Genomic DNA, 25,365 nt, shown 5'->3' on the forward strand with positions numbered 1-25,365 from the left:
CAACTAGCCGTAAGACAATCTGAGGGAATGCTATGCAGTCAGAAATCCTGAATACCGAAGTGACCACCATTGACGGCGAGAAAACCACGCTGGAAGGCTACAAAGGCAACGTGTTGCTTATCGTCAACGTGGCATCCAAATGTGGCCTGACGCCGCAGTACGAGCAGCTGGAAAACATTCAGAAGGCCTGGGAGAAAGACGGCTTCACCGTGCTGGGCTTCCCATGCAACCAGTTTCTGGGCCAGGAGCCGGGCAGCGAAGAGGAGATTAAAACCTTCTGCAGCACCACCTATGGTGTGACGTTCCCGATGTTCAGCAAAATCGATGTCAATGGTGAAGACCGCCATCCGCTGTATGCGAAGCTGATCGCTGCCGCGCCGAAGGCCGTTGCGCCGGAAGGAAGCGGTTTTTATGAACGCATGGCCAGCAAAGGCCGCGCGCCGCTTTACCCGGACGATATCCTGTGGAATTTTGAGAAGTTCCTGATTGGTCGCGACGGCCAGGTGGTTCAGCGCTTTTCGCCGGATATGACCCCTGAGGATCCGATCGTCATGGAATCGATCAAGCTGGCGCTGGCGAAATAATGTCGTTGCTGATGCAGCTCACGGACGTTGCCGAGAGGGGACGTCTGGAGCCGATAACCGATATCGTCAATGCGGGCGAAATCCTGCATCTTGTCGGGCCAAACGGTGCGGGGAAGAGCACGCTGCTGGCACGGATGGCAGGCATGACCGACGGAGAAGGGCAGATAACGCTGCTGGAGCATACGCTCGCGGACTGGACGCCGGTCTCGCTGGCGCATCGGCGCAGTTACCTTGTGCAGCAGCAGATGCCGCCCTTTGCGATGCCGGTCTGGCACTATCTGATGCTGCATTTGCACGACAAACAACAAACGTCACTCCTGACGGACGTGGCCGCAGCGCTCGGGCTGGAAGATAAACTCTCCCGGCACGCCAGCCAGCTTTCCGGCGGAGAGTGGCAGCGGGTGCGCCTGGCGGCGGTCATTCTTCAGATCCACCCGGCAGGCAATCCTCACGGGCGGATGCTGCTCCTCGATGAGCCCATGAGCGGTCTGGACGTGGCGCAGCAGGCGGCACTGGATACGCTGCTAAGCGCCCTGAGCCGAAAAGGGATCGCCGTGGTGATGAGCAGCCATGACCTCAACCACACCCTGCGTCATGCCCACCGGGTGTGGCTGCTGTCGAAGGGAAAGATGATCGCCAGCGGTGCGCGAGATAGGGTTCTTACGCCACCCCATCTTTCCCGCGCGTACAACATGTCGTTCCGCAGGCTGGATATTGAGGGACATAAGATGCTGATTTCTACCGGGCAGACGTAACCGTTTCTTGCCTCTTAGCACAATTGCACGCTAAATTACGAAAAGAACAAAAAAAGCAGAGGATTCGTCTGAAAATGCGATTCTGGTTTCTCCTGATGGCCGCACTTTTTCTTGCGGGATGCAGTAGCCATCGTGCACCGCCGCCTAACCCACGGCTTTCAGATTCGATCACCGTCATTGCCAGCCTTAACGATCAGCTGAGCAACTGGCGCGGCACGCCTTATCGCTACGGCGGCATGAGCCGCGGCGGCGTAGATTGCTCCGGCTTCGTGCTGATGACGTTTCGCGATAAGTTTGATTTACAGCTTCCGCGCGAAACGCGCAAACAGGCAGAAATTGGCACTGAAATTGATAAAGACGATCTTCTGCCCGGGGACCTGGTTTTCTTCAAAACCGGATCGGGTGAAAGCGGTCTCCATGTGGGTATATATGATACAGACAATCAGTTCATTCACGCCTCGACCAGCCGCGGCGTTATGCGCTCTTCTCTTGATAATGTTTACTGGCGTAAAAATTTCTGGCAGGCACGACGTATATAGTCTTTAGTCGGATACTTCTCTTAAGACGGCATGGTCAGTAATAAATCATGCCGTTTTTTCTCAAATAAGATGCTTAAAGTTAAATTTGCCTAAAATTAGCGAATCCTGCATGTGTCTGTTTTATCTAAAACTGGCTATTATTCTGCAACCAGGATAAAATTATTTTAGATTCAGGGATAAATCTGAAAATTAATACGGAACTAATGAAATTAATCTTATTAAAATCAAGACAGTGGAATTGTGTCGGCAATTGCTCCAGGATGTCCTCTCTCATCTTTAATGCGGGGCGAGTGCAATGATTATTACGCTAGATAATGCTTACCAGTCTGAACTGCTGCTTTTACCTGCCCGTAATAGCGCAGGTGAGCTTAAAGGTTTAGAAATTCTGGTTAACTTTACTGGCGTCGGCAGCGATGTGCGGATCCCCACTGAGCTTGTTATCCCTCGGCTTTCAGCGGCTGAAGAGTTAGCGCTGTTTAACGAAAAACTGCAATTGCTTGATACCTGTAAACTGTTTTTTATTCAGCATCAGTTAATTGCATGGATCAATATTACACCTGCAATAGTTGAATTTTTATTAAGTAATGGAAACGCTGTTTCAATCCTTGAGCGTTATCCGTTTCTTGAGTTTACTGTTAATGAGAATTATCCAGGTTTAAATAATGGTAAGGACGACCTGCAGCTGGCGAGAATGGCAATCCATTTCCCGTTGGTCCTGGCAAACTTTGGCGCAGGTGCCGCGTCGCTCAAAGCGGTCTATGATGGATTATTTAAACGGGTCATCCTTGATAAAGGCTTCATTCAGCAGCGTGCTCCGGAGCTCTCTTTTGAGCCTTTTATGCGCGCCATCCTCTGGCAAATCACGCCGCACTGCCAGTCAGTGATCGTCTCGGGCATTGACGACCACGGCCTGTTGCAACGCGTTTTATCCTTCAATTTTGGCGCCATGCAGGGGGCACTCTGGCCAGCCGTCTCTGCAGAACACGTCACTACGCTGGTTCAGCAGCGATAACCCTTGCTTTCGCCCGTGTTTAAGTCCGGGTAAACCCTCTACACTAAAAGCAGGAGGACCTATGACCCTGTCTTTTACCGCTCACTGGCATGACGAGTTGCCTGGCTTTTACACCGCACTCAAACCGACACCGTTACAAAATTCACGTCTTATCTGGCATAACGATTTGCTGGCAGAAGAGTTGGCCATTCCGCCTGAGCTGTTTCAGCATTCAGAGGGCGCAGGCGTCTGGGGCGGTGAAACGCTTCTCGCCGGTATGCAACCTCTGGCTCAGGTCTATAGCGGACATCAGTTTGGCGTCTGGGCGGGGCAGCTGGGCGACGGCAGGGGGATCCTGCTCGGTGAACAACAGCTTCCCAACGGGGAGACGGTTGACTGGCACCTGAAAGGCGCAGGCCTTACTCCCTGGTCGCGAATGGGCGACGGGCGCGCGGTGCTGCGTTCAACGATCCGCGAGAGCCTGGCGTCTGAAGCGATGCACGCCCTGGGTATTCCCACTACCCGCGCGCTGTCGATTGTCACCAGCGATACGCCGATAGTGCGCGAAACGGTAGAAAAGGGGGCAATGCTGATGCGCATCGCGCAAAGCCATTTGCGCTTCGGCCATTTTGAGCACTTTTACTATCGCCGCGAGCCGGACAAGGTTCGCCAGCTGGCTGACTTTGCCATTCGTCACCACTGGGCGCATTTGCAGGACGAGGCGGATAAATACGTTCACTGGTTCAGGGATGTGGTTGCCCGAACCGCAGCCCTGATTGCCCGCTGGCAAACGGTAGGCTTTGCCCATGGCGTGATGAATACGGACAACATGTCGATCCTCGGGTTGACCTTTGATTACGGTCCGTTTGGTTTCCTGGACGATTATCAGCCCGGCTATATCTGCAACCACTCCGACTATCAGGGACGCTACAGCTTTGACAATCAGCCAGCGGTTGGCCTGTGGAACCTGCAGCGGCTTGCGCAAACCCTTTCGCCGTTCATCGATGTTGATGCCCTCAACGATGCGCTCGACAGCTATCAGGACATATTGCTGCGGGAATATGGCACGCTGATGCGCAACAAGCTGGGGCTGATGACGCAGGAGAGAGGCGATAACGACATCCTCAATGGTCTGTTTGCCCTGATGGCGCGTGAGGGCAGCGATTATACCCGTACCTTCCGGATGCTGGGCCAGACGGAGCAGCACAGCGCGGCCTCGCCGCTGCGCGACGAGTTTATTGACAGGCAGGCGTTTGACGACTGGTTTGCGCAGTACCGCACGCGGCTGCAGCAGGAGCAGGTGGATGACGCCACCCGCCAGACGCAGATGAACGTGACGAATCCCGCGATGGTGTTGCGCAACTGGCTGGCGCAGCGGGCGATTGAGCAGGCAGAGCAGGGACAGTACGACGAGCTACACCGCCTGCATCTGGCGCTGCGCGCGCCGTTTGCCGACCGGGATGATGACTACGTCAGCCGCCCGCCTGACTGGGGCAAGCGGCTGGAGGTCAGCTGCTCAAGCTAACCCTGTTTGCCGGGTGGCGGCTTCGCTTCACCCGGCCTGGAAATCACTGCGCAACCCATCCCCCATCCATATTCCACGCGGCGCCGCGAACGTTCACGGCGCTGTCGCTGCACAAAAACAGCGCCAGTTCACCCAGCTGCTCAGGGGTGACAAACTCGCCCGAAGGCTGTTTCTCTGCAAGGAGCAGATCGCGCGCCTGCTCCGGCGGCACGCCCTCTGCGATACGCTTATCAATTTGCTGTTGCACCAGCGGCGTCAGTACCCAGCCGGGGCAGATGGTATTGGCGGTAACACCGGTGCGGGCGGTTTCCAGCGCCAGCGATTTCGTAAAACCCACTACGCCATGCTTGGCGGCAACATAGGCTGACTTCTCTTTTGACGCGACCAGCCCGTGAACGGAGGCGATATTGATGATGCGCCCCCAGTTTTTCTCGCGCATGGCGGGCAGCGCCAGCCGGCTGGTGTGAAATACCGAGGAGAGATTAATGGCGATAATATCGTTCCATTTCTCCACCGGAAACGCGTCAACCGGGGCGACATGCTGTATCCCGGCGTTGTTGACAAGAATGTCCACGCCGCCAAACTGCGATTCGGCGTAGCGCATCATGGCTTCAATTTGCAGTACGTCATGCAGGTCCGCATCGTGATAGCCCGGCGTTTTGCCCAGTTGCGCAATTTCAACTCTTGCTGATTCGCTGTCGCCGAAACCGTTGAGGATCAGCTGTGCCCCGGCCTTCGCCAGTACGCGGGCGATCCCCAGCCCAATGCCGCTGGTCGAGCCTGTGACCAGTGCGGTCTTACCGTTCAGATTCATCTTTCTCTCCTTACACAATGCCGGTCAGATAGAACACGGCAATGACAAAAAGCACTGCCAGACTTTTAATAATGGTGATCGCGAAAATGCCGCCGTAGGCCTGGCGATGGCTCAGGCCGGTAATCGCCAGCAGGGTAATCACCGCGCCGTTATGGGGCAGCGTATCCATACCGCCGCTCGCCATTGAGGCCACGCGGTGCAGCACCTCAAGCGGGATATTGGCGGCGTGGGCGGCGGCGACAAACGAGTCGGACATGGCGGCGAGCGCAATACTCATCCCCCCGGACGCCGAGCCGGTGATCCCCGCAAGCACCGTCACGCTGATGGCCTCATTCAGCAGCGGATTGGGGATGGCCGCCAGCGCTTTGGATAACACCAGGAACCCGGGCAGGGCGGCGATCACCGCGCCGAAACCGTATTCCGAGGCAGTATTCATCGCCGCCAGAATGGCACCGCTCACCGCGGTCCGGCTGCCTTCAGCCAGACGCCCACGGATATTGCGAAAGCCAAAAATCAGCACCAGCACGATACCGGAGATCAGCGCCGCTTCCACGGCCCAGATGGCGGTGATCTTTCCCACCTCGGTTACAATCGGTTTCGCCAGACCTGGCAGAGTAAGCTCGTGGGTCGTGCCGTACCAGTCGGGGATCCAGCGGGTAAACAGCAGGTTCAGTATGCCCACCACCAGCAGCGGGGAGATAGCAATCAGCGGATGCGGAAGGTTAATGTTATCCGGCGTTTCGGGCTCATTTTTCAGATCCGTGCCGTAACCTTCGTTGTTATTGAACGCCTTACGACGCTGGCGCTCCAGCCAGAGCAGGCCAAAGACAATAATAAACAGAGAGCCGATAAGCCCCAGCCACGGCGCGGCCCAGGCGTTCGTACCAAAAAAGCTGGTGGGGATGATATTCTGGATCTGCGGCGTGCCGGGCAGGGCGTCCATGGTAAACGAGAATGCCCCCAGCGCCACGGTGGCCGGGATCAGCCGCTTGGGGATGCCGCTCTGGCGGAACAGCTCTGCAGCGAAAGGGTAAACCGCAAACGCCACCACGAACAGCGACACGCCGCCGTAGGTTAACAACGCACACACCAGGACAATCACCGGAATGGCGTGGCGACGACCGAGGATCTGGATCGCGGCGGCGACGATGGAGCGTGAGAAACCGGAAAGCTCAATCAGCTTGCCAAAAACGGCCCCCAGCAGGAACACCGGGAAGTAGAGCTTGACGAAGCCCACCATCTTTTCCATAAACAGGCCGGTAAACGTCGGGCCGACGGCACCCGGATCGGTCAGCAGCACGGCGCCGAGCGCCGCAATCGGCGCAAACAGAATAACGCTGTATCCGCGATAGGCCGCCAGCATCAGCAGCGCCAGCGCCGCCAGGGCAATTAACACACTCATTACGACTCCTCACTTTAATTATTATTCGGGTACCAACGAGAGGCTTAACGCTCGACGGTGAGAGCAATGCCTTGCCCGCCGCCTACGCACAGGGTGACGAGCCCTTTTTTAACGTCACGGCGCTGCATTTCGTACAGCAGCGTCACGAGGATGCGGCAGCCGGAGGCGCCAATCGGATGACCCAGGGCGATAGCGCCGCCGTTAACGTTCACTTTGCGTTCATCCCAGCCGAGCTGCTTGCCCACCGCCAGCGCCTGGGCGGCAAAGGCCTCATTGGCTTCAATCAGGTCCACGTCATCCAGCGTCCAGCCCGCCCGCGCCAGCGCCGTCCGGCAGGCGCTGACCGGACCGATGCCCATCACCGACGGGTCAACGCCCGTTACGGCGTAGCTCACGATGCGACCCAGGATCGGCAAACTGCTCTCCCGCGCCTTTTCGCCGCTCATCAGCAGCACCGCAGCGGCACCGTCGTTGAGCGTTGACGCATTTCCGGCCGTGACCGTGCCTTCCTCCTGCAAAAAAGCGGGGCGCAGCTGCGCCAGCTGCTCAGCGGTGGTGCCTGGCCGGGGCTGTTCGTCACGGCGGACGATAAGCGGCGGTTTTTTACCCTGTTTCACCGTCACCGGCGCTATCTCGGCGTCAAAGCGACCCGCTTCGATGGCGGAGGCCGCTTTGTGCTGCGACCGGGCGGCAAAGGCGTCCTGCTGTGCGCGGGAAATGTCATTCTCACGGGCGACGTTTTCAGCGGTGATCCCCATGTGGTAATCGTTGAAAGCGTCCCACAGACCGTCGGTAATCATGCTGTCCTGCAGGCCCGTATGGCCAAAACGCAGCCCTGAACGCGCGCCGTCCAGCAGATAGGGGGCGCTGCTCATGCTCTCCTGACCGCCAGCAATCGCCACATCCGCGTCGCCGCTGCGGATCGCCTGCGCGGCGAGCTGCACCGCCTTTAAGCCCGCGCCGCACACCAGGTTGACCGTTGTCGCCGGCGTACTGACGGGCAATCCGGCGGTGAGGGCCGTCTGGCGCGCAGGGTTTTGTCCGCACCCGGCCGTCAGCACCTGTCCGAAAATCAGTTCATCTACCTGTTCTGCGCTAAGACCGCTGTTCTCCAGCAGATGCCGCACCGCGGCGGCCCCCAGCTCAACCGCTGAAAGGGACGATAGCGATCCGCGAAAACTGCCAATGGGGGTTCGGGTTGCCCCGACAATCATGACCTCTTTCATCGTGAGTCCTCAGTTGAAGCGCATCTCGCGAACGTCGTCCGCGACGGTCATTTTCCCGGCCGTCTTAGCCGCAATTTCGTCGATACTGACGCCGGGGGCGTATTCGCGCAGGACGAACGCGCCGTCCTCGATCTCCAGCAACGCGAGGTCCGTTAACACCCGACGGATGCAGCCCGCGCCCGTGAGCGGCAGCGTGCAGCGCGGTAGCAGCTTTGACTCACCGCTTTTCGAGGCGTGGGTCATCACCACAATGATGTTCTGCGCCCCGGCGACAAGATCCATCGCGCCGCCCATGCCCTTCACCATCTTTCCGGGGATCATCCACGAGGCGATATTGCCGTCGACGTCCACTTCAAACGCGCCCAGCACGGTCAGGTCGACATGACCGCCGCGGATCATGGCAAACGACTGGGCCGAGTCGAAAATGGCCGCGCCTGTCCGCGCGGTCACGGTCTGTTTACCGGCGTTGATCATGTCGGCGTCAAGGCTCTGCTCGTCAGGAAAGGCCCCCATCCCCAGCAGCCCGTTTTCCGACTGAAGCATCACGTCCATCCCGTCCGGAATGTAGTTCGCCACCAGGGTAGGGATGCCGATCCCCAGGTTGACGTAGTAACCGTCGCGCAGCTCGCGGGCGACGCGCATGGCCATCTGTTCACGGGTTAACATCGTCACACTCCTTCCGCGCGCAGCGTGCGCTGTTCAATGCGTTTTTCAAACTGGCCGACAATCAGCCTGTCGACGTAAATTCCCGGGGTATGAATGGCCGACGGGGGCAGCTCGCCCGGGGGAACGATCTCTTCCACCTCGACGACCGTTATCCGGCCCGCCGTTGCCATCAGCGGATTAAAATTTTGCGCGGTATGCCGATAGACAACGTTGCCGTACCAGTCCGCTTTCCAGCCCTTAATGAGCGCGAAATCACCGGTAATGGCCTCTTCAAGGATGTAGTGCTTCCCCGCAAACTGGCGCACGTCTTTGCCGGCAGCCACGGGCGTGCCGTAGCCGGTGGCCGTGTAAAATGCCGGAATGCCCGCGCCGCCCGCGCGCACCTTTTCCGCCAGCGTGCCCTGAGGCGTGAGTTCAATCTCCAGTTCGCCGCTCAGCACCTGCCGCTCGAAAAGCGCGTTCTCGCCGACGTAAGAGGCCACCACTTTGCGAACCTGCCCCGTTTCGAGCAGTAGCCCGAGACCGAAACCGTCCACGCCGCAGTTGTTTGATACCACCGTCAGGTCTTTCACCTGACGGCGTCTGACCTCTGCAATCAGGTTCTCCGGAATACCGCACAGGCCAAAGCCTCCCGCCAGCAGGGTCATCCCGTCCGTCAGCCCATCCAGCGCCTGCGCATAGCTGCCGACGCGTTTATCCAGTCCCGCCATAGTCATCCCTCCCGTTAACCGTGCCGGTATCATTAGGGGCGGCGACTCATTTGTTAATTTTGAATTTGTGACCCACTCATTTGGTTTTTTTATTAATTTCCTGTTAACTAAATTTTTTCAATTAGTTAACAGGATGAAAAATGAGAATGAGTGTCAAACAGTTACGCGCGTTTTTAGCGGTAGCTCACACTCTGAATTTCGCGCACGCCAGCGAACGGCTGAATCTTTCCCAGCCGGCCCTGAGCCTGACCATTAAAGCGCTTGAGGACACGCTCGGCGGACCGCTGCTGCAGCGGAGCACGCGCAAGGTCGCGCTGACGCAGGAGGGGGAGACGTTTTTGCCCATGGCGCGCCAGCTGCTTGCCGACTGGGATAACGTCGAAGAGGCGATGCACCAGTGCTTTACCCTGCAGCGCGGTAAAATCTCGGTCGCCGCCATGCCGTCGTTTGCCGCGAATGTCCTCCCCGAGGTGCTAAAGGCATTTCGCGATCGTCATGCCGGGGTCAACGTCACCGTGCATGACGTTATTAACGAGCAGGTGATCGAGATGGTGCGGGAAGGGCGGGTCGAGATGGGCATCGCCTTTGAGCCCGCGCCGACGCACAACCTGCTGTTTACCCCGCTGGGCCTCGACAGGTTTGTTGCCATTGTGCCGAAAGACTCCTCGCTGGCGGGCAAAAAGCGCCTGACCTGGGAAGAGCTGCTGACGCTGGATTTCATCACCCTGCAGCGCCCCTCTGCGGTGCGTCTGATGATGGAGGAGGAGCTGGCGCGAAGCGGCAGAAAGCTGGACGTCGCGCTGGAAAGTCACCAGCTGGTGACGGTCGGGAGAATGGTTGCGAGTGGCCTGGGCGGCAGCGCCGTCCCGGCGCTGTGCGAGACGCAGATGGCGTCGCTGGGCGCGGTCTGTATTCCGCTGGACAGCCCGCCCATTGAAAAGTGTATCGGAGCGATCCATCCAGGGCACACGCAGCTCTCTAAGGCGGCCCATGCCCTGCTGGAAACCCTGAAAGATTTTTACCAGCCCGATCAGGGGGCGAGAAACACCTGAGGCGCGGCGTGAGCCGGATGCCTGCCGACGATCACCTGCGCGCCGTACCAGCGCGCCAGCGCGTCGGCCTGTAAAACGGTTTCCGGTGCTCCCTGGGACACGATTGTGCCGCCATGCAGCAGCAGGATGCGGTCCGCCCACAGCGCCGCCAGATTAAGGTCGTGCAGCACCGCGCACACGTGCAGATGCCCCCGACGGGTCAGGGACTTCAGCAGGCGCAGCAGATGCTGCTGGTGATAGAGATCCAGCGCAGACGTGGGTTCATCAAGGAACAGCCAGCCGCGCGGCGCGCCGTCGCACCAGAGCTGAGCCAGCGCGCGGGCGAGCTGGATGCGCTGCTGCTCGCCGCCGGAGAGTGCGGCAAACTGCCTGCCTGCCAGCGGTAAACAGCCGGTGACGGCCATGACCTCCTCAATAACCGACGCTTCAGGCGTGCGGGTCCAGGGCGCTCGCCCCATACCGACGACCGCCTCAACCGGCCAGTCAAATCCGAGCTGCGTGTTCTGGCGCATTACCGCCCGGTAGCGGGAGAGCCTGTCCGGCTGCCAGGCCGCAAGCGATGTACCCGCCAGGCTGCACCGTCCGCCCGCAGGTTTAAGATAGCCGGTCAGCAGCCGCAACAGCGTTGATTTCCCGGCGCCGTTGGGGCCAATCAGCGCCACCAGCTCGCCCTGAGATAAGGTCAGCGACACGTCGTTAATCAGCGTGCGTTGTCCGGCGCGAAAAACAAGGTTTTCTGCACAGTAGCGTTCAGCCATGCGCACCTCCGCGACGAAAGATAAGCCACAGAAACCACGGCGCGCCGAGAAGGCTGGTCAGTAAGCCGACCGGCATTTCCGCCGGGGCGACCACGCTGCGCGCCAGCGTATCGGCAACCAGCAGGAGCAGCGCGCCGGCCAGCACCGAGCCGGGGAGCACGGCCCGGTGGTCGGCTCCCAGCCACATGCGCACCAGGTGCGGCACCACCAGGCCGACGAAGCCGATCACGCCGCTGACCGCCACGGCGGCAGCCACCAGCAGGGCACTGCACAGCAGCAGGATCCGCTGCACGGCGGCAACCTCCACGCCGAGGTAATGCGCCTCTTCGTCCCCCAGCTGCAGCAGGTTGAGGGCGCCTGCCAGACGCCAGATAGCCAGCGCGGTGGGGACCATCAGCGACGCGACGGCCAGCAGGGTTGACCACTGCGCCTGGCCGAGGCTGCCCATTCCCCAGAGCGAAAGCTGGCGAAGCTGGGCATCATTGCTGAGCCATGACAGCACCCCGACGGCCGCGCCGCACAGGGCGTTGATGGCAATTCCCACCAGCAGCAGGCGCGACAGGGAGGCGTCACGCTGTCGGCTGAGCAGGAAAATCACGAAGGTGGCGGCCAGCGCGCCGAGAAACGCCGCCAGCATTGGGGCGTACAGCATCACCAGGGCAGGCAGCGAGAGCGGAAGCACCACCCACAGCGCAACGGCGAGCGCCGCGCCGCTGCTGATGCCGAGCAGTCCCGGGTCCGCCAGCGGATTTCGAAACAGCCCCTGCATCACGCAGCCCGCCAGCGCCAGTGAGCCGCCGATCGCCAGCGCCAGCAGCACGCGGGGCAGGCGGATCGTCAGCCAGATTTGACGCAGCGCCTCGTCGCTGCCGTCCCACAGCAGGCTGACCGGCAGGCGTAATGCCCCAACCCCGGTCGCTGCGAGCGTCATGATGGTCAGGATCGCGGTCAGCATCCATAACGATAAGGTTATCCGCCGGGACATCAGGGCAGCTGTTCCGCTTTGGCACGCAGCTGCTGGATGGCTTCCGGCGTTCGCACGCTGAAGCCCAGCAGCGCCATATCGTCAATCGCCAGCACCTGCTTATTCCGTCCCGCCGGGGTTTGCGCCAGGCCGGGCAGCGTCCACAGATTCGCTTCACCGCCCAGGGCGTTGAGACCGTCCTGAGAAATCACCACCAGATCGGGTCGGCTGGCGATCGTGCCCTCCTGCGACAGCGGCTGATAGCGGGTGAACCCCTGCATCGCGTTCTGCAGCCCCGCCGCACGAATGGCAGCATCTGCGCCGGTCTGTTGCCCGGCGGCCATCGCGGTCATCCCGCCGTGGTTGAGAATAAACAGCACCCGCTTATTGAGCGGTGACGCGGGTAGCGCCGACAGCGCCTGGCGCAGCGTCTTGCGCAGGACCTCCCCCTCGACCTCGCGGTGCGTCGCTTCAGCGACGATCCTCACCTTTTCGTCAATGACGTTCAGGTCGTTACCGGCAGGAACAGCGATCACCCTGACGTGGCTTTGCTCTACCTGCTTTAGCGCCAGAGACGGCTGCGCCTGAGCGCTGGCCAGCACCAGCGTGGGGCGCATGGATAAGATCCCTTCCGCATTGAGCTGGCGCAGATAGCCCACGTCAGGCAGGTCGTTCGCCGCCTGCGGCCACTGGCTGGTGCTGTCGCGGGCCACCAGCGAGGACGCCGCGCCGAGGGCGTAGACAATCTCGGTGACGTCGCCGCCGAGGGTAACGATTTTCTCTTGCGGCGCAGCAAGCGCCAGCAGGGGCAGGGCGCTAAGCAGGGCAAACCACCGTTTCATGCGGCCAGCCCTTTCGCCGTTAAGGCGTCAATCTGGCTGCGCCACTGGCTCTGCTCCGGTTCGCCTTCCGTACGCTGACCGTACAGCTGGGCGATTTGCGTCCCGTCGGCGGCAAACAGCTCCAGGCTGGTGACATGCCCGTCAGCCATCGGCTTGCGCGTGACCCAGGTTTCTGCAATGGATCCTTCAAGCAGATGCAGGGTAAAGGTTGGGTTAAAGACGTTCAGCCAGCCTTTCATCGGCACCAGCTTTTCCACCGCGCCGGTGAAGATCTGCACGCAGCCGCGGTTACCCACGAAGACCATGATTTCGTTACCGTCCTGACGCGCCGTTTCCAGCAGCTGCGCCAGCGCGGTGTTTTCTACCCGGCAGGCCAGATCGTCACCCACCAGGCGAAACGCCTGCTGGCGGCTGAGGTTATGGCGCTTGAGCAGGCTGAAGAACTGATGAACGTCGGTCATGGCGCGCCACTCTTTATCTACCAGCGCGGCATCCGCGTTTTCAGCGTGAGCCGGGGCATCGGCCATCCTCAACGCCAGCGGCGGGTTGTCGGCAAAGATAAAGCGGGTCAGCACGTCGCCCCAGGCGGAAACGTCGGTGTTATCCGTGGCGTAGACCTTCAGCAGGGCATCGCCCTGGTGGTCGAAGAACTGAATGCTCTGCCGCTCGCCGCGGGCGGTGGTTTCGCTGATGTGAAACGCGCTCGCCCACTGGTTGAGGAACAGGCGCAGATCCAGCGCGCGCGGGTTCAGCACCAGCCCGGCGTGGCCGTTCAGGTGCTGGTTGGTGAAGTTCCCCACCTGTTCGTGAACGGCGTATTCGTTGCGGCAGATACATTTGGTTTCGCCCACTGCCTCCAGCGAGCCCAGGATCTCGAGGATTTCACCGCGCAGTCGCCAGGCGTCGTGACCCACGCGGGCAAAGGTCAGCTCCGCTTCGCTGATGTTCATTAACCCTGCGACGTCGCGCGCGTATTTACCCGGATTGGCTTCTTTTAGCTCAAGCCAGCGCGTGTAGTGATTCATTGTCTCTTCCTTCTGAATAGTTGCCCCGAAGGGAATTACCACTGATAGCTTACGAAAATCTTGCCGTTACGACCGTCCTGCGGAATGCCCTGAGGTGACCAGTACGCTTTGTCAAAGGCGTTGCCCAGCACCAGCGTGGTGGTCACGCCTTTGAGCCGTTCCTGGCCTTTGTAGCTCACGTAGAAATCGTTGACCGCATAGCCCGGCTGCTTGCTGTAGCTGCTGCTGATATGCGTTGAGCGATCGACAAAAGTACCGATCCAGCCGACGGAGAACCCGCTTTGCGCCACCGGGAGATCCAGCTTGCTGGTGACGGTATCCGGGTTAATGCTGGAGATATACTCGCCCGTATCGGTGTCTTTCCCGCGCGTGCGGTTATAGGCCAGGTCGAGGCTGAAGAGGTCGGCCGAGTATTTTGCCATCATGTCCCAACCCCAGATTTTGGCGTTCGGGACGTTGTACGACATGGTGGTCGCGGCGGCAAAATCGACGGTGGTGGAGATATAGTCTTTGGCTTTGGTATCGAAATAGCTGGCTTTAAACTCCAGCGCATCGTTGGCAAGCATCAGATCGTCAAAGCGCAGGCCAAAACCAAACTCCTGCGTTTCGTTGGTTTCCGGGCGCAGGTTCGGGTTTGGCACCCAGTAGTTGGTATAAAAGCGGCCAATGGAGAAGTGTTTGGCGTCGTTATACATTTCGCCCATGGTCGGCGCGCGGAAGGCCTGCGCGTAAGAGCCAAACAGCATCAGCCAGTCGGTTGGACTGACGGTTAACCCGGCGCGGGATGACCACTTGTCGGCATCCACATCGTTGTAGCCGTCGCTGCTGCCGCGGTAGTTGTCATAGCGCGTGCCGCCCAGCAGGGTAACAGGCAGATCGCGCAGGGTAATCTCATCCTGCAGCCAGCCGGAGCTGAAGTCGATTTTCGCGTCCGGGAAGCCGGTGGTTGTCCCGCCCGGATGCTGCTCCTGACGATAGTACTCCCCGCCGTAGGTCAGAAGGTGTGCTGCAAAGGTGTCGCTGAACAGGCGGGTGCGGTTTTCCACCTTGCCGCCTTTGGTGGTCTGCTTGCGAAACTCACCGCTTCCGTCGACGTTCTGGGCATTAATGCGCGCTTCGGACCAGTAGATCTTCGCGTCGGCGTCCAGCCAGTCGTATCCTTCCGGTGCAATGCGGTAGCCAACCTGCGCATCGCGCTGGATGGTGGAGCGGTCGGTCATCGGGTTACTGCTGTCCGCCCCGGTGGTTTGCGGGTTTTTCGGCTCCTGAGCGGCGTTGTTGTAGTAGCGCAGGGAGCCGCTCAGGGTCTGGGCCGGGTCGAGTTTCCAGCTGCCTTTCGCCAGCATGTTGTTGATGGATTCGTCGTTAGGCGCGGTTGCACCGTCGCTCTGGCGGATATCACCGCGATCCCGGCTGGACCATGAGACCAGACCGTCCAGCGTATCGGTGCGGCCGTAGGCGCTGGCCCCCATCCCGAGGCTATGATCGCCCGTCGCGCCCGTTCCAAACACGCGGTAGCCGCTGTTTTTACCCGGTTCGAGCAGATCGCTGGCGTCGGCGGTGTCATAGGAGATCACGCCGCCCAGTGCGCCGCTTCCGTACAGCAGGGCCGACGGGCCGCGGACCACTTCGATACGTTTGATTAGCGCAGGGTCGAGGAAGGTGCTGTTCAGATGGCCGGTATCGGTTCCCTGGCGCACGCCGTCAACCAGCACCAGCACGCCGCGACGGTCATAGCCGCGCAGGTTTACGTCCTGCCCGTTGGTGCGTCCGGTGCCGTCCAGCGTCAGACCGGGGACGTTACGCAGCAGGACGGCCGCCGAGCTGGCGGTTTGTTTCTCCGGCGCGCTGGCGTCAATCACGCTTACCATCATGGGCGCTTCAAAGGCGCTGCGGGCGTTGCCCGTAGCGGTGACGGTAATGTCGTCTGTGGCGGCGAACGCGACGACCGGCAGGGTACTGGCAATCGCCAGCGCCAGAAGTGACGGACGTAAAGATGCGGAAGGCAGGTGTGGCATAGCAACTCTCCATAAGAAGTGAAAAGCGCTGGCTGCCTGGGTATCACCTGGGTGGCTGGCGTATTTTTAGGTGTTGTTTATTTTGTGAGGATCAGTTTTCCGGCATGGGTCTGGCGCAGAAGATAGCGCTGGCCGTCATGCTCGATAATGACCCGTCCCTCATCGCCGAGGAGGGTTTTGCTGTCAATCCGACGCTCGGCGGGGGCTGGCGCTGTGTGTGTTTTTGCTGGCGTTGCCGCGCTGTTATCCGTACGTGACATAATGTTTATAAATAGCAATCAATGCAACAATGATAATCATTATCAATAAAGTGCAAATTGACGGCAAGCGTTTTTGTGAAAAAAGGGTGAGGGGATCAAATTTGGGGGTGAAGTGCGGTCTGATGCCCTCTCCCACAGGGAGAGGGAGAAGGGCACGTACCGTAGGCCGGGTAAGCGCAGCGCCACCCGGCAGGATTTTAAAAGCGCGTGTCCACGGCTGAAGCCAGCTTCTCCAGCAGCAGTTCGCTGTCTTCCCAGCTCAGGCACGGGTCGGTGATCGACTGGCCGTAAACCATCTGCTGTCCGGCAACGATTTTCTGCGTGCCTTCCTTGATGAAGCTCTCGGCCATAATCCCTGCCACGGCGGTGGAACCGCTGCGGATCTGCTGGCAGATCTCATCGCAGACGTCCAGCTGGCGGCGATGCTGCTTCTGGCAGTTGCCGTGGCTGAAGTCCACCACCAGATGTTCCGGCAGGTCGAACTCGGCCAGCGTTTCACAGGCCGCTGCAATATCTTCTGCATGGTAATTGGGTTTCTTCCCGCCGCGCATAATGATATGGCCGTAAGGGTTACCGCTGGTCTGGTAGATGGTCATGTGACCGCTCTTGTCCGGCGACAGGAACATGTGGCTGGCACGGGCAGCGCGGATGGCATCCACCGCGATACGGGTGTTGCCATCGGTCCCGTTTTTAAAGCCGACCGGACAGGAGAGGGCGGAGGCCATCTCACGGTGGATCTGGCTTTCAGTAGTGCGCGCGCCAATCGCGCCCCAGCTTATCAGGTCGGCGATAAACTGCCCGGTCACCATATCGAGAAACTCGGTCGCCGTCGGCACGCCCAGCTCGTTGACCTGTAAAAGCAGCTTCCGCGCCAGCTCGATACCGTGGTTCACACGATAGCTGCCGTTGAGGTCAGGGTCGGAAATCAGTCCCTTCCAGCCCACCACGGTCCGCGGTTTTTCAAAGTAGGTACGCATCACGATCTCAAGGCGATGCTGGTACTTATCCCGCAGTCCCTGAAGCCGTTTTGCATAATCCATCGCGGCATCCAGATCGTGGATGGAGCAAGGCCCAATCACCACCAGAAGACGTTTGTCTTCACCATTCAGGATTTTTTCAATGCGGCGGCGGGAAGCCGTCACGTGTTCCGCGACGGCGGCGGAAACAGGGTGCCGCTGTGCCAGTTCAGCCGGCGTCACCAGGCTGTCAATGCGCGCAGTGCGGAGTTCATCGGTTTTATTCATGGAATGTCTCAGAAAATTTTTGCTTCATCGGCAGACTACCGGGAAGTGATGGGCATCACCTTAAACCAATCCCTGCTGATTTCAAGTTCGGGGCGACACCGCCCCGTGGTTGCAGATGATGATACCTGAATCTGAGCTAATGTACTAGCATATTAGTACATGCGGCGGTTAAGTCCCATGATGTCGAGAATTTTGGTGGCAATTTCTTCGACCGAATAGTTGGTGCTGTTCAGCCACGGGATCTGGTTTTTGCGGTACAGCGCTTCCACTTCGGAAACCTCCATTCGGCACTGGCGCATGGAGGCGTAGCGGCTGTTCTCGCGTCGCTCTTCGCGGATGGCTGCGAGGCGTTCCGGGTTGATCGTCAGGCCGAACAGCTTGTGCTGCAGCGGCTTAAGGGCGGCGGGCAGGACCAGGTTATCCATGTCATCAGCGATAAACGGGTAGTTTGCGGCGCGAATGCCAAACTGCATCGCCAGATAGAGGCTGGTTGGGGTTTTGCCGCAGCGCGACACGCCAAGCAGGATCACCTGCGCCTGGTCGAGATTGCGCAGAGAGATACCGTCGTCGTGGGCAAGGGTGTAGTCAATGGCGGCGATACGCGCGTCGTACTTAATCAGGTTGCCGGGGTTAAGCCCGTGGGTACGGTGGGCGATAGGGGTCGGGTCGAGCTTAAGCTCGCTCTGGAGCGGAGCCACCAGCGCCTGCACGATATCCTGGCAGAAGCCTTCACTTTGCAGAATGATGGCGCGAATCTCGGGGATCACGATAGAGTAGAACACCAGCGGGCGGACGCCGGTCTGCTGGTAGATGGCGTCAATCTGGTCCTTCACCGCTTTGGCGCGGCTTTCGTTTTCGACAAACGGCAGCGTGATGCTGTTAATCGAAACGGGAAACTGCGACATCACCGCGTGGCCCAGCACCTCGGCGGTGATCGCCGTACCATCAGAAATATAAAAAACGTGGCGATCGACAGCACTATCCATTTTATTCACCCTGAATATCAGACCTAATTGCCTGAAAGCATAAATTAAAAAAGTAAATTACACAGCAAAGAACTTGTCTTAATTATAAATGAAACGGTGTTTTTGATTTTCCTGAAAAGCGGATTTCATTTTTCAAATAGCGACTTTATTTTTGGGGTTTCTGGCTGAATATAGAGGAATCATCGGGTTAATCGTTGATGGGAAAGTATCCGAAAAGTTGAAAATTTAAATTGCTTACACGATTCACCGTTTTTTTAGCGGAAATAAATATGCCAGTATAAATACGTAGTCAGGTGTTACTTACTCCGATCAAATATCACAAAAGGATTGTTTCGATGTCCAACAATGGCTCGTCACCGCTGGTGCTTTGGTATAACCAACTCGGCATGAATGATGTAGACAGAGTTGGGGGCAAAAATGCCTCCCTGGGTGAAATGATTACAAATCTGTCGGGTATGGGTGTTTCCGTACCGAACGGGTTTGCCACCACCGCCGATGCCTTTAACCTGTTTTTAGACCAGAGCGGTGTTAACCAGCGCATTTACGACCTGCTGGATAAAACGGATATTGATGACGTTACCGAGCTTGCTAAAGCCGGGGCGCAGATCCGCCAGTGGATCATCGACACACCTTTCCAGCCGGAACTGGAAAAAGCCATTCACGACGCGTACAACCAGCTCTCTGCTGACGATGCGCAGGCCTCCTTTGCCGTGCGTTCCTCTGCAACCGCAGAAGATATGCCGGACGCCTCGTTTGCCGGGCAGCAGGAAACCTTCCTGAACGTCCAGGGTTACGATGCGGTGCTGGTGGCGGTGAAGCACGTGTTTGCTTCCCTGTTCAACGACCGCGCCATCTCCTATCGCGTGCATCAGGGCTACGACCATCGCGGCGTCGCGCTCTCCGCTGGCGTGCAGCGCATGGTGCGCTCGGACGTAGGCTCATCCGGCGTGATGTTCTCCATTGATACCGAATCCGGCTTTGACCAGGTGGTGTTTATCACCTCCGCGTGGGGTTTGGGTGAGATGGTGGTGCAGGGCGCGGTAAACCCTGACGAATTCTACGTCCACAAGCCTACGCTGGCCGCTGGCCGTCCGGCGGTGGTGCGTCGCACTATGGGCTCGAAAAAAATCCGCATGATCTATGCCCCAACCCAGGAGCATGGCAAGCAGGTTAAAATTGAAGATGTACCGCAGGAGCAGCGCGACCGCTTCTCCCTGACCGACGCCGAAGTGCAGGAACTGGCGAAGCAGGCGGTGCAGATTGAAAAACACTACGGCCGTCCGATGGACATCGAATGGGCGAAAGACGGTAACACCGGCAAGCTGTTTATCGTGCAGGCGCGTCCGGAAACCGTTCGCTCACGCGGCCAGGTGATGGAGCGTTATACGCTGCACGCGCAGGGCAAAATCGTGGCGGAAGGCCGTGCCATCGGTCACCGCATCGGTGCCGGTCCGGTCAAAGTGATCCACGACATCAGCGAGATGAACCGCATTGAGCCAGGCGATGTGCTGGTAACCGACATGACTGACCCGGACTGGGAACCGATCATGAAGAAAGCGGCGGCTATCGTCACTAACCGCGGCGGTCGTACCTGTCACGCGGCGATCATTGCCCGCGAGCTGGGTATTCCTGCGGTTGTCGGCTGCGGTGACGCCACCGAGCGCATGAAGGACGGGCAGAACGTGACCGTCTCCTGTGCCGAAGGCGATACCGGCTACGTGTACGCCGATATTCTCGACTTCAGCGTGAAGAGCTCCAGCGTAGATACCATGCCGGACCTGCCGCTGAAGATCATGATGAACGTCGGTAACCCGGACCGCGCGTTTGACTTCGCCTGCCTGCCGAACGAAGGCGTTGGCCTGGCGCGTCTGGAATTTATCATCAACCGTATGATCGGCGTTCACCCGCGTGCGCTGCTGGAGTTTGACGATCAGGATCCGAAGCTGCAGAACGAAATCCGCGAGATGATGAAAGGCTACGACTCACCGAAAGAGTTCTACGTCGGCCGTCTGACTGAAGGGATCGCGACGCTGGGCGCCGCCTTCTATCCGAAACGCGTGATCGTGCGTCTGTCTGACTTTAAGTCTAACGAATACGCCAACCTGGTCGGCGGCGAGCGCTACGAGCCGGAAGAAGAGAACCCGATGCTGGGCTTCCGCGGGGCCGGACGCTACGTGTCCGACAGCTTCCGCGACTGCTTCGCGCTGGAGTGTGAGGCGGTGAAACGCGTGCGCAACGAGATGGGGCTGACCAACGTCGAAATCATGATCCCGTTCGTACGTACCGTGGATCAGGCGAAAGCCGTGGTGGACGAGCTGGCGCGTCAGGGCCTGAAGCGCGGCGAGAACGGGCTGAAAATCATCATGATGTGCGAAATCCCGTCCAACGCCCTGCTGGCCGAGCAGTTCTTGGAGCACTTCGACGGCTTCTCAATCGGCTCGAACGACATGACGCAGCTGACGCTGGGTCTGGACCGCGACTCAGGCGTGGTTTCCGAACTGTTCGACGAGCGCAACGAGGCGGTGAAAGCGCTGCTCTCCATGTCCATCCGCGCGGCGAAGAAGCAGGGTAAATACGTCGGGATTTGTGGTCAGGGTCCATCCGACCATGAAGACTTTGCCGCATGGCTGATGGAAGAGGGGATTGATAGCCTGTCCCTGAACCCGGACACCGTGGTGCAAACCTGGCTGAGCCTGGCGGAACTGAATAAGTAACCGCTTAAAAACGGATAAAGGCGAGGAGATATCTCCTCGCCTTTTTTATTTCCGTCCGAATATGCTCCCCATCACAAATAAAACAAAAAACCAAATATCATAATTTGTCTGTCAATTTAGACAATTGTTAGCGCGCAAACCGTTGCTAATACTTGAGCCTTACTGCGCATTTCCCTTCAGATGATGCGCAACTGGTTGAAATACGTTTTAACCTGATAAAAAGGCAAATAACAATGACACTCTCCTCTGTATTGCGTACCAAAGATAAAATAGGCTATGGCTTAGGCGATATGGCCAGCGCGCTGGTCTGGCAAACGGCAACGTTATTTCTCGCTTATTTTTATACAGACGTGTTTGGGCTGCCCGCCGCGATTATGGGCACCATGTTTTTAGTGGTGCGCGTGGTCGATGCGTTTGTCGACCCGTGCATTGGCGCACTGGTCGACCGCACCCGGACGCGTCACGGCCGTTTCCGTCCCTGGCTGCTGTGGTTTGCCATTCCGTTTGGCGTTAGCTGTCTGATCACCTTCTACGTGCCGGACGTCGGGCCGACCGGGAAAATCGTCTATGCCTGCGTGACCTACGCCATTCTTAGCCTTATCTATTCGGCGATTAACGTCCCTTACTGCGCCATGCCCGGCGCGCTGACGCTGGACCCGCGCGAGCGTCACTCTCTGCAGTCGTGGCGCTTTGGCCTGTCGTTTATCGGCGGGTTGGTTGTGACGGTTATCGCCCTGCCGCTGGTCTCATTGTTAGGCCAGGGCAACGTGCAGAAAGGCTATTTCTATGCCATGAGCCTGATGGGGCTGCTGGGAATTGTGCTGTTCTTCTGCTGTTTTCTGATGACCCGCGAGCGTTATTCTCCGCGCAATGATACTTCCGGCTCCATGCTCACCGATTTAAAACTGCTGGCCGGGAACAGCCAGTGGCGTATTGTGTTCCTGTTTAATATTTTGCTGTTAACGGCGGTGGTGACGCGCGGTTCCGCTACCATGTATTACGTAAACTACGTGCTGTTGCGCCCGGATCTGGTTTTTGCCTTTATTGTTTCCGGCATGGTGGCCTCCTTAAGCGGCGCATTATTATCTGAACGGCTGCTGGGGAAATTTGATCGCGTACGCGCCTACCAGTGGACCATTATTTCCTTCGTCATTTTCGGCGCGCTGATTTTCTTCCTGCCGCCTTCGCAGGTGTGGCTGATTTTTGGCCTCAACATCGTCTTTAGCTTTGTGCAAAACCTCACCACGCCGCTGCAGTGGACCATGTTCTCCGATGTGGTCGACTACGAAGAGCACCGCAGCGGCCGTCGTCTGGACGGGCTGGTCTTCTCCACCGCGCTGTTTGCCATCAAGTTTGGCCTGGCGCTGGGCGGGGCGGTCGTCGGCTGGGTGCTTGGCATGGTGGATTACGCCCCGGGACAGGCAACCCAGGCGCCAGGCGTTCTCTCGACCATCAACGCGCTGTTCACCCTTATCCCTTGCGCGCTGTTCCTCTGCATGGTCGCGCTGCTTGCCATCTACAAGCTCAACAGCCGGCTGGTGGACTCCATCGCCCAAGAGCTGGCCAGCAAGCGTGAAGTCAGACCCGAAGCGGGGCAGCTCAGCCCGGTAACCCCTTCCGCACTACAGGAGTAAAACATGACAGCTATCTATAAGGACGCGGGACGTCCCGTGCACGAGCGCGTCGCCGATTTACTGGCGCGTATGACCCCAGAAGAGAAGTTCGCCCAGATGCACGCGTACTGGCTGATCCTCGATGAAAACGGTAACCACCGAGAGCGCAGCGACCTCAGCGACGAATTCGCCGGCGTGAGCGAGCAGGCTGCGCTTAGCGAACGGCTGAAGCTGGGCGTCGGGCAGATCACGCGTCCGCTGGGCACCCACATCGTTGATGCGGAAACTGGCGTGCGCGCAGCGAATCGCCTGCAGCGGATGATGATTGAAGAGACGCGTCTTGGCATTCCGGCGCTGTTCCATGAAGAGTGTCTGGTAGGGCTGCTCTGCAAAGACGCCACCCTGTTCCCGTCGTCATTGAACTACGGTTCGACCTGGGATCCGGAGCTTGTGCAGCGGGCGGCAGAGCAGATTGGCAAAGAGGCGCGCTCCGTCGGCTGCCAGCAGGGGCTTGCGCCGGTGCTGGACGTATCCCGAGACGTGCGCTGGGGGCGTACCGAAGAGACCTTCGGGGAAGATCCCTGGCTGGTGGGCGTGATGGCGACCGCCTACGTCAAAGGATTACAGGGCGATAAACGCGACCTGCTGGCGACCCTGAAACATTACGTGGGGCACTCGTTCAGCGAGGGGGCGCGAAACCATGCGCCGGTGCACCTGGGGTTCAGCGAGCTGAACGACACCTTCCTGCTGCCGTTTGAAATGGCGGTCAAGCTGGCAAACGCCGGTTCGGTGATGCCCGCGTACCACGATATCGATAACCAGCCGGGGCACAGCGACAGCTTCCTGCTGACCACCGTCCTGCGCGAACAGTGGGGATTCGACGGGATTATTGTGGCGGATTACGGCGGCGTTAGCCTGCTGCACCAGCATCATGGGATTTCCCACGACGCGGCCGAATCTGCCGCGCTGGCGTTCAACGCCGGGCTGGACGTTGAGCTGCCGAAAGACGACTGCGCGCGGCATCTGGCGGAAGCGGTAGAGCGCGGGCTGATCGCTATGGAGAAAGTCGATGAGATCGTGGCGCGCGTGCTGACCGAAAAATTCCGTCTGGGGCTGTTTGAAAAGCCGTACGCGGATGAAAACGGTATCGATCTGCAAAACGATATGACCCGCCAGGCCGCGCGGGAGGTGGCGACAAAATCGGTCACGCTGCTGGAAAACAACGGCATTTTACCGCTCGGCGGCAAACCCCGCGTGGCGGTAGTGGGGCCGACGGCAGACGATCCGCTGGCGTTACTGAGCGGCTACAGCTTCCCGGTGCATTTGATCATCAGCGATATGGTGGAAGAGACCTCGCAGGTCACGACCCCGCGCGCGGCGCTGGAGCAGTATCTCGGTGCATCGAACGTCCGCTATGCCAAAGGGTGCCACATCATCGAAAAACGGATGGCGGGCGCGCCGGTCTTCCCGGGTGACAGCGGCGGCAAACCGATGCAGCAGTCGCCGGTTTCACTAAGCACCGCCCTGATCCCCGAGGCGGTAAACGCCGCGCAGGAGAGTGACGTGGTGGTGGCCTGCGTGGGCGATCTCGCCGGGCTGTTCCAGAGCGGTACCGTGGGGGAAGGTTCCGATACCGATTCCCTGAACCTGCCGGGCGTCCAGCAACAGTTGCTGGGGGCGCTGGTGGCGACGGGCAAGCCAGTGATTGTCGTGATGACCGGCGGGCGTCCGTACAACCTTCAGGGGCTGGAGGACAAGGTGGCGGCGCTGATGATGGCGTGGGCGCCGGGGCAGGAAGGGGGCTGGGCGATTGCGGACGTGCTGACGGGGCGTGCCGAGCCGCAGGGGCGTCTGGTGGTGAGCGTGCCGAAAAGCGCCGGGGCAATGCCTTATTACTACAATCACAAGCTCAAAAGCGGCGGCACGCCGTTTGCGTTCCATTTCGGTTCGCGTTACCCGTTTGGCTTCGGCCTCGGCTGGACGCAGTTTAGCTGGGGAGCGGCGAAAGTGGCGGCATCCAGCGTGCCGGTCGACGGCGAGGTGACGCTGAGTGTGGATATCACCAATACCGGAGAGCGCAGCGGCAGCGAGGTGGTGCAGGTTTACGTCAGGGATAAGGTCGCCACGCAGGTGCGGCCGCTTCAGGAGCTGAAGGCCTTCCAGCGCGTCACGCTCTCGCCGGGCGAAACCGCCACGCTCGCCTTTACGCTGCCGGTTGAGATGTTCAACTTTACCCGTCGCGACGGGAAACGCATCGTTGAGCCGGGCGAGTTTGAACTGCAGGTTGGCGCATCGTCGGCGGATATCCGCGAGGCGGTGACGGTCAATGTGACGGGGGAAACGCGGGTGCTGTCTGCGGAGTGGCGGATGCTCAGTGCCTGTGAGGTGAAGCGCGCGTAGTCAGGATAAAAAAAAAGCCCATCGTGGGAGATGGGCAAAGACTACACACAGCAATTCGTTGTTTCACTCAGGGGATTTCCATGCTTATAAATCAAGGTGTTGATTTATAACCGTGTGCTAATAGTAGGCATTGTGTTATTTAGCGTCGATCGGATTCGTCTCAATAGTTTAAGAGACGTAAAGATTTCTTGAGGTTAATAGCAGGCTTAATGCTGAAAGGGCGGGTCTGACCAGTGAGTAACGAATAAATACTTTAGCAGCGTTAAAGTATTGTGAG

The 25,365-nt window shown here is 59.0% G+C and carries 22 protein-coding genes and 1 other RNA gene; 9 read left to right on the plus strand and 14 right to left on the minus strand.

Annotated features, from left to right (window positions below; translation table 11 throughout):
- Nucleotides 1-32 precede the first annotated feature (32 nt).
- The 5 genes from GVO84_RS09210 (at nucleotide 33) to selO (ending at nucleotide 4,394) form a co-directional block, all read left to right on the plus strand.
- Nucleotides 33-584, plus strand: coding sequence for a glutathione peroxidase (locus GVO84_RS09210; protein WP_063142904.1), 552 nt, complete (start codon nucleotides 33-35; stop codon nucleotides 582-584).
- The gene (gene btuD, locus GVO84_RS09215) at nucleotides 584-1,339 is read left to right on the plus strand and encodes a vitamin B12 ABC transporter ATP-binding protein BtuD (protein ID WP_159513934.1); all 756 of its coding nucleotides are present in this window, start codon (nucleotides 584-586) and stop codon (nucleotides 1,337-1,339) included. Before GVO84_RS09210 ends, btuD begins: the two co-directional genes overlap by 1 nt.
- A gap of 74 nt (nucleotides 1,340-1,413) precedes the next feature.
- Nucleotides 1,414-1,878 (plus strand): NlpC/P60 family protein, encoded by a 465-nt coding sequence (locus GVO84_RS09220; RefSeq protein WP_008500650.1) that lies wholly within the window; start codon nucleotides 1,414-1,416, stop codon nucleotides 1,876-1,878.
- A 295-nt stretch (nucleotides 1,879-2,173) separates the two neighbouring features.
- On the plus strand, nucleotides 2,174-2,890 hold the full coding sequence (locus tag GVO84_RS09225; protein WP_023335378.1) for an EAL domain-containing protein: 717 nt from the start codon (nucleotides 2,174-2,176) through the stop codon (nucleotides 2,888-2,890).
- A 61-nt stretch (nucleotides 2,891-2,951) separates the two neighbouring features.
- Nucleotides 2,952-4,394, plus strand: coding sequence for a protein adenylyltransferase SelO (selO, locus tag GVO84_RS09230; protein ID WP_159513935.1), 1,443 nt, complete (start codon nucleotides 2,952-2,954; stop codon nucleotides 4,392-4,394).
- 43 nt (nucleotides 4,395-4,437) lie between these two features.
- Here the strand turns inward: selO and GVO84_RS09235 are convergent, their stop codons facing one another.
- The 5 genes from GVO84_RS09235 to GVO84_RS09255 are packed head-to-tail and all read right to left on the minus strand — an operon-like array spanning nucleotide 4,438 to nucleotide 9,212.
- Nucleotides 4,438-5,208 carry a 3-hydroxybutyrate dehydrogenase gene (locus tag GVO84_RS09235; protein WP_159513936.1) on the minus strand — a complete coding sequence of 257 codons (771 nt, stop codon included), beginning with the start codon at nucleotides 5,206-5,208 and terminating at the stop codon, nucleotides 4,438-4,440.
- Between the two features lie 10 nt (nucleotides 5,209-5,218).
- The gene (locus tag GVO84_RS09240) at nucleotides 5,219-6,610 is read right to left on the minus strand and encodes a GntP family permease (protein ID WP_159513937.1); all 1,392 of its coding nucleotides are present in this window, start codon (nucleotides 6,608-6,610) and stop codon (nucleotides 5,219-5,221) included.
- Nucleotides 6,611-6,654: 44 nt separating this feature from the next.
- Complete coding sequence (locus tag GVO84_RS09245; protein WP_159513938.1) at nucleotides 6,655-7,836, minus strand: acetyl-CoA C-acetyltransferase; 1,182 nt, start codon at nucleotides 7,834-7,836, stop codon at nucleotides 6,655-6,657.
- A 9-nt stretch (nucleotides 7,837-7,845) separates the two neighbouring features.
- The gene (locus tag GVO84_RS09250) at nucleotides 7,846-8,502 is read right to left on the minus strand and encodes a CoA transferase subunit B (protein ID WP_159513939.1); all 657 of its coding nucleotides are present in this window, start codon (nucleotides 8,500-8,502) and stop codon (nucleotides 7,846-7,848) included.
- 2 nt (nucleotides 8,503-8,504) lie between these two features.
- Nucleotides 8,505-9,212, minus strand: a complete 708-nt coding sequence (locus GVO84_RS09255) for a CoA transferase subunit A (protein WP_159513940.1) — start codon at nucleotides 9,210-9,212, stop codon at nucleotides 8,505-8,507.
- Nucleotides 9,213-9,352: 140 nt separating this feature from the next.
- Here GVO84_RS09255 and GVO84_RS09260 point away from each other — a divergent pair, with 140 nt between their 5' ends.
- Nucleotides 9,353-10,264, plus strand: a complete 912-nt coding sequence (locus GVO84_RS09260) for a LysR family transcriptional regulator (protein ID WP_159513941.1) — start codon at nucleotides 9,353-9,355, stop codon at nucleotides 10,262-10,264.
- Here GVO84_RS09260 and GVO84_RS09265 read toward each other — a convergent pair.
- The 8 genes from GVO84_RS09265 to ppsR all read right to left on the minus strand — a co-directional run bounded on the left by GVO84_RS09265 (nucleotide 10,243) and on the right by ppsR (nucleotide 18,361).
- Nucleotides 10,243-11,022: a heme ABC transporter ATP-binding protein gene (locus GVO84_RS09265; protein ID WP_159513942.1), complete on the minus strand. Its 780-nt coding sequence runs from the start codon at nucleotides 11,020-11,022 to the stop codon at nucleotides 10,243-10,245. The genes GVO84_RS09260 and GVO84_RS09265 overlap by 22 nt on opposite strands.
- Nucleotides 11,015-12,007: a FecCD family ABC transporter permease gene (locus GVO84_RS09270; protein WP_159513943.1), complete on the minus strand. Its 993-nt coding sequence runs from the start codon at nucleotides 12,005-12,007 to the stop codon at nucleotides 11,015-11,017. Before GVO84_RS09270 ends, GVO84_RS09265 begins: the two co-directional genes overlap by 8 nt.
- Nucleotides 12,007-12,828, minus strand: coding sequence for a heme/hemin ABC transporter substrate-binding protein (locus tag GVO84_RS09275; RefSeq protein WP_159513944.1), 822 nt, complete (start codon nucleotides 12,826-12,828; stop codon nucleotides 12,007-12,009). Before GVO84_RS09275 ends, GVO84_RS09270 begins: the two co-directional genes overlap by 1 nt.
- Nucleotides 12,825-13,853: a hematinate-forming heme oxygenase ChuS gene (gene chuS / locus GVO84_RS09280; RefSeq protein WP_159513945.1), complete on the minus strand. Its 1,029-nt coding sequence runs from the start codon at nucleotides 13,851-13,853 to the stop codon at nucleotides 12,825-12,827. The genes GVO84_RS09275 and chuS overlap by 4 nt, the downstream gene beginning before the upstream one ends.
- 35 nt (nucleotides 13,854-13,888) lie before the next feature.
- The gene (locus tag GVO84_RS09285) at nucleotides 13,889-15,871 is read right to left on the minus strand and encodes a TonB-dependent hemoglobin/transferrin/lactoferrin family receptor (RefSeq protein ID WP_159513946.1); all 1,983 of its coding nucleotides are present in this window, start codon (nucleotides 15,869-15,871) and stop codon (nucleotides 13,889-13,891) included.
- Between the two features lie 77 nt (nucleotides 15,872-15,948).
- Entirely contained in the window at nucleotides 15,949-16,131 is a 183-nt protein-coding gene (gene hemP, locus GVO84_RS09290) for a hemin uptake protein HemP (protein WP_032638304.1), read from the minus strand.
- A gap of 197 nt (nucleotides 16,132-16,328) precedes the next feature.
- Nucleotides 16,329-17,375, minus strand: coding sequence for a 3-deoxy-7-phosphoheptulonate synthase AroH (aroH, locus tag GVO84_RS09295; RefSeq protein WP_048991567.1), 1,047 nt, complete (start codon nucleotides 17,373-17,375; stop codon nucleotides 16,329-16,331).
- 152 nt (nucleotides 17,376-17,527) lie between these two features.
- Nucleotides 17,528-18,361 carry a posphoenolpyruvate synthetase regulatory kinase/phosphorylase PpsR gene (gene ppsR, locus GVO84_RS09300; protein ID WP_063142920.1) on the minus strand — a complete coding sequence of 278 codons (834 nt, stop codon included), beginning with the start codon at nucleotides 18,359-18,361 and terminating at the stop codon, nucleotides 17,528-17,530.
- A 335-nt stretch (nucleotides 18,362-18,696) separates the two neighbouring features.
- Here ppsR and ppsA point away from each other — a divergent pair, with 335 nt between their 5' ends.
- From ppsA to GVO84_RS09315, 3 genes are all read left to right on the plus strand, one after another.
- On the plus strand, nucleotides 18,697-21,075 hold the full coding sequence (gene ppsA, locus GVO84_RS09305; RefSeq protein ID WP_047648034.1) for a phosphoenolpyruvate synthase: 2,379 nt from the start codon (nucleotides 18,697-18,699) through the stop codon (nucleotides 21,073-21,075).
- A 233-nt stretch (nucleotides 21,076-21,308) separates the two neighbouring features.
- Nucleotides 21,309-22,709 carry an MFS transporter gene (locus GVO84_RS09310; protein ID WP_159513947.1) on the plus strand — a complete coding sequence of 467 codons (1,401 nt, stop codon included), beginning with the start codon at nucleotides 21,309-21,311 and terminating at the stop codon, nucleotides 22,707-22,709.
- Nucleotides 22,710-22,712: 3 nt separating this feature from the next.
- Complete coding sequence (locus GVO84_RS09315; protein ID WP_159513948.1) at nucleotides 22,713-25,088, plus strand: glycoside hydrolase family 3 N-terminal domain-containing protein; 2,376 nt, start codon at nucleotides 22,713-22,715, stop codon at nucleotides 25,086-25,088.
- A gap of 6 nt (nucleotides 25,089-25,094) precedes the next feature.
- Here GVO84_RS09315 and rprA read toward each other — a convergent pair.
- An RNA gene (gene rprA, locus GVO84_RS09320) (antisense sRNA RprA) lies at nucleotides 25,095-25,202 on the minus strand.
- Between the last annotated feature and the right edge of the window lie 163 nt (nucleotides 25,203-25,365).

The sequence above is a fragment of the Enterobacter sp. SM3 genome, from assembly GCF_009811935.2.
Classification (GTDB): Bacteria; Pseudomonadota; Gammaproteobacteria; order Enterobacterales; family Enterobacteriaceae; genus Enterobacter; species Enterobacter asburiae_D.

Coding starts and splice junctions, on each gene's coding strand:
- GVO84_RS09210 (WP_063142904.1), top strand. CDS start 33: ATGCAGTCAGAAATCCTGAATACCGAAGTGACCACCATTGACGGCGAG.
- btuD (WP_159513934.1), top strand. CDS start 584: ATGTCGTTGCTGATGCAGCTCACGGACGTTGCCGAGAGGGGACGTCTG.
- GVO84_RS09220 (WP_008500650.1), top strand. CDS start 1,414: ATGCGATTCTGGTTTCTCCTGATGGCCGCACTTTTTCTTGCGGGATGC.
- GVO84_RS09225 (WP_023335378.1), top strand. CDS start 2,174: ATGATTATTACGCTAGATAATGCTTACCAGTCTGAACTGCTGCTTTTA.
- selO (WP_159513935.1), top strand. CDS start 2,952: ATGACCCTGTCTTTTACCGCTCACTGGCATGACGAGTTGCCTGGCTTT.
- GVO84_RS09235 (WP_159513936.1), bottom strand. CDS start 5,208: ATGAATCTGAACGGTAAGACCGCACTGGTCACAGGCTCGACCAGCGGC.
- GVO84_RS09240 (WP_159513937.1), bottom strand. CDS start 6,610: ATGAGTGTGTTAATTGCCCTGGCGGCGCTGGCGCTGCTGATGCTGGCG.
- GVO84_RS09245 (WP_159513938.1), bottom strand. CDS start 7,836: ATGAAAGAGGTCATGATTGTCGGGGCAACCCGAACCCCCATTGGCAGT.
- GVO84_RS09250 (WP_159513939.1), bottom strand. CDS start 8,502: ATGTTAACCCGTGAACAGATGGCCATGCGCGTCGCCCGCGAGCTGCGC.
- GVO84_RS09255 (WP_159513940.1), bottom strand. CDS start 9,212: ATGGCGGGACTGGATAAACGCGTCGGCAGCTATGCGCAGGCGCTGGAT.
- GVO84_RS09260 (WP_159513941.1), top strand. CDS start 9,353: ATGAGAATGAGTGTCAAACAGTTACGCGCGTTTTTAGCGGTAGCTCAC.
- GVO84_RS09265 (WP_159513942.1), bottom strand. CDS start 11,022: ATGGCTGAACGCTACTGTGCAGAAAACCTTGTTTTTCGCGCCGGACAA.
- GVO84_RS09270 (WP_159513943.1), bottom strand. CDS start 12,007: ATGTCCCGGCGGATAACCTTATCGTTATGGATGCTGACCGCGATCCTG.
- GVO84_RS09275 (WP_159513944.1), bottom strand. CDS start 12,828: ATGAAACGGTGGTTTGCCCTGCTTAGCGCCCTGCCCCTGCTGGCGCTT.
- chuS (WP_159513945.1), bottom strand. CDS start 13,853: ATGAATCACTACACGCGCTGGCTTGAGCTAAAAGAAGCCAATCCGGGT.
- GVO84_RS09285 (WP_159513946.1), bottom strand. CDS start 15,871: ATGCCACACCTGCCTTCCGCATCTTTACGTCCGTCACTTCTGGCGCTG.
- hemP (WP_032638304.1), bottom strand. CDS start 16,131: ATGTCACGTACGGATAACAGCGCGGCAACGCCAGCAAAAACACACACA.
- aroH (WP_048991567.1), bottom strand. CDS start 17,375: ATGAATAAAACCGATGAACTCCGCACTGCGCGCATTGACAGCCTGGTG.
- ppsR (WP_063142920.1), bottom strand. CDS start 18,361: ATGGATAGTGCTGTCGATCGCCACGTTTTTTATATTTCTGATGGTACG.
- ppsA (WP_047648034.1), top strand. CDS start 18,697: ATGTCCAACAATGGCTCGTCACCGCTGGTGCTTTGGTATAACCAACTC.
- GVO84_RS09310 (WP_159513947.1), top strand. CDS start 21,309: ATGACACTCTCCTCTGTATTGCGTACCAAAGATAAAATAGGCTATGGC.
- GVO84_RS09315 (WP_159513948.1), top strand. CDS start 22,713: ATGACAGCTATCTATAAGGACGCGGGACGTCCCGTGCACGAGCGCGTC.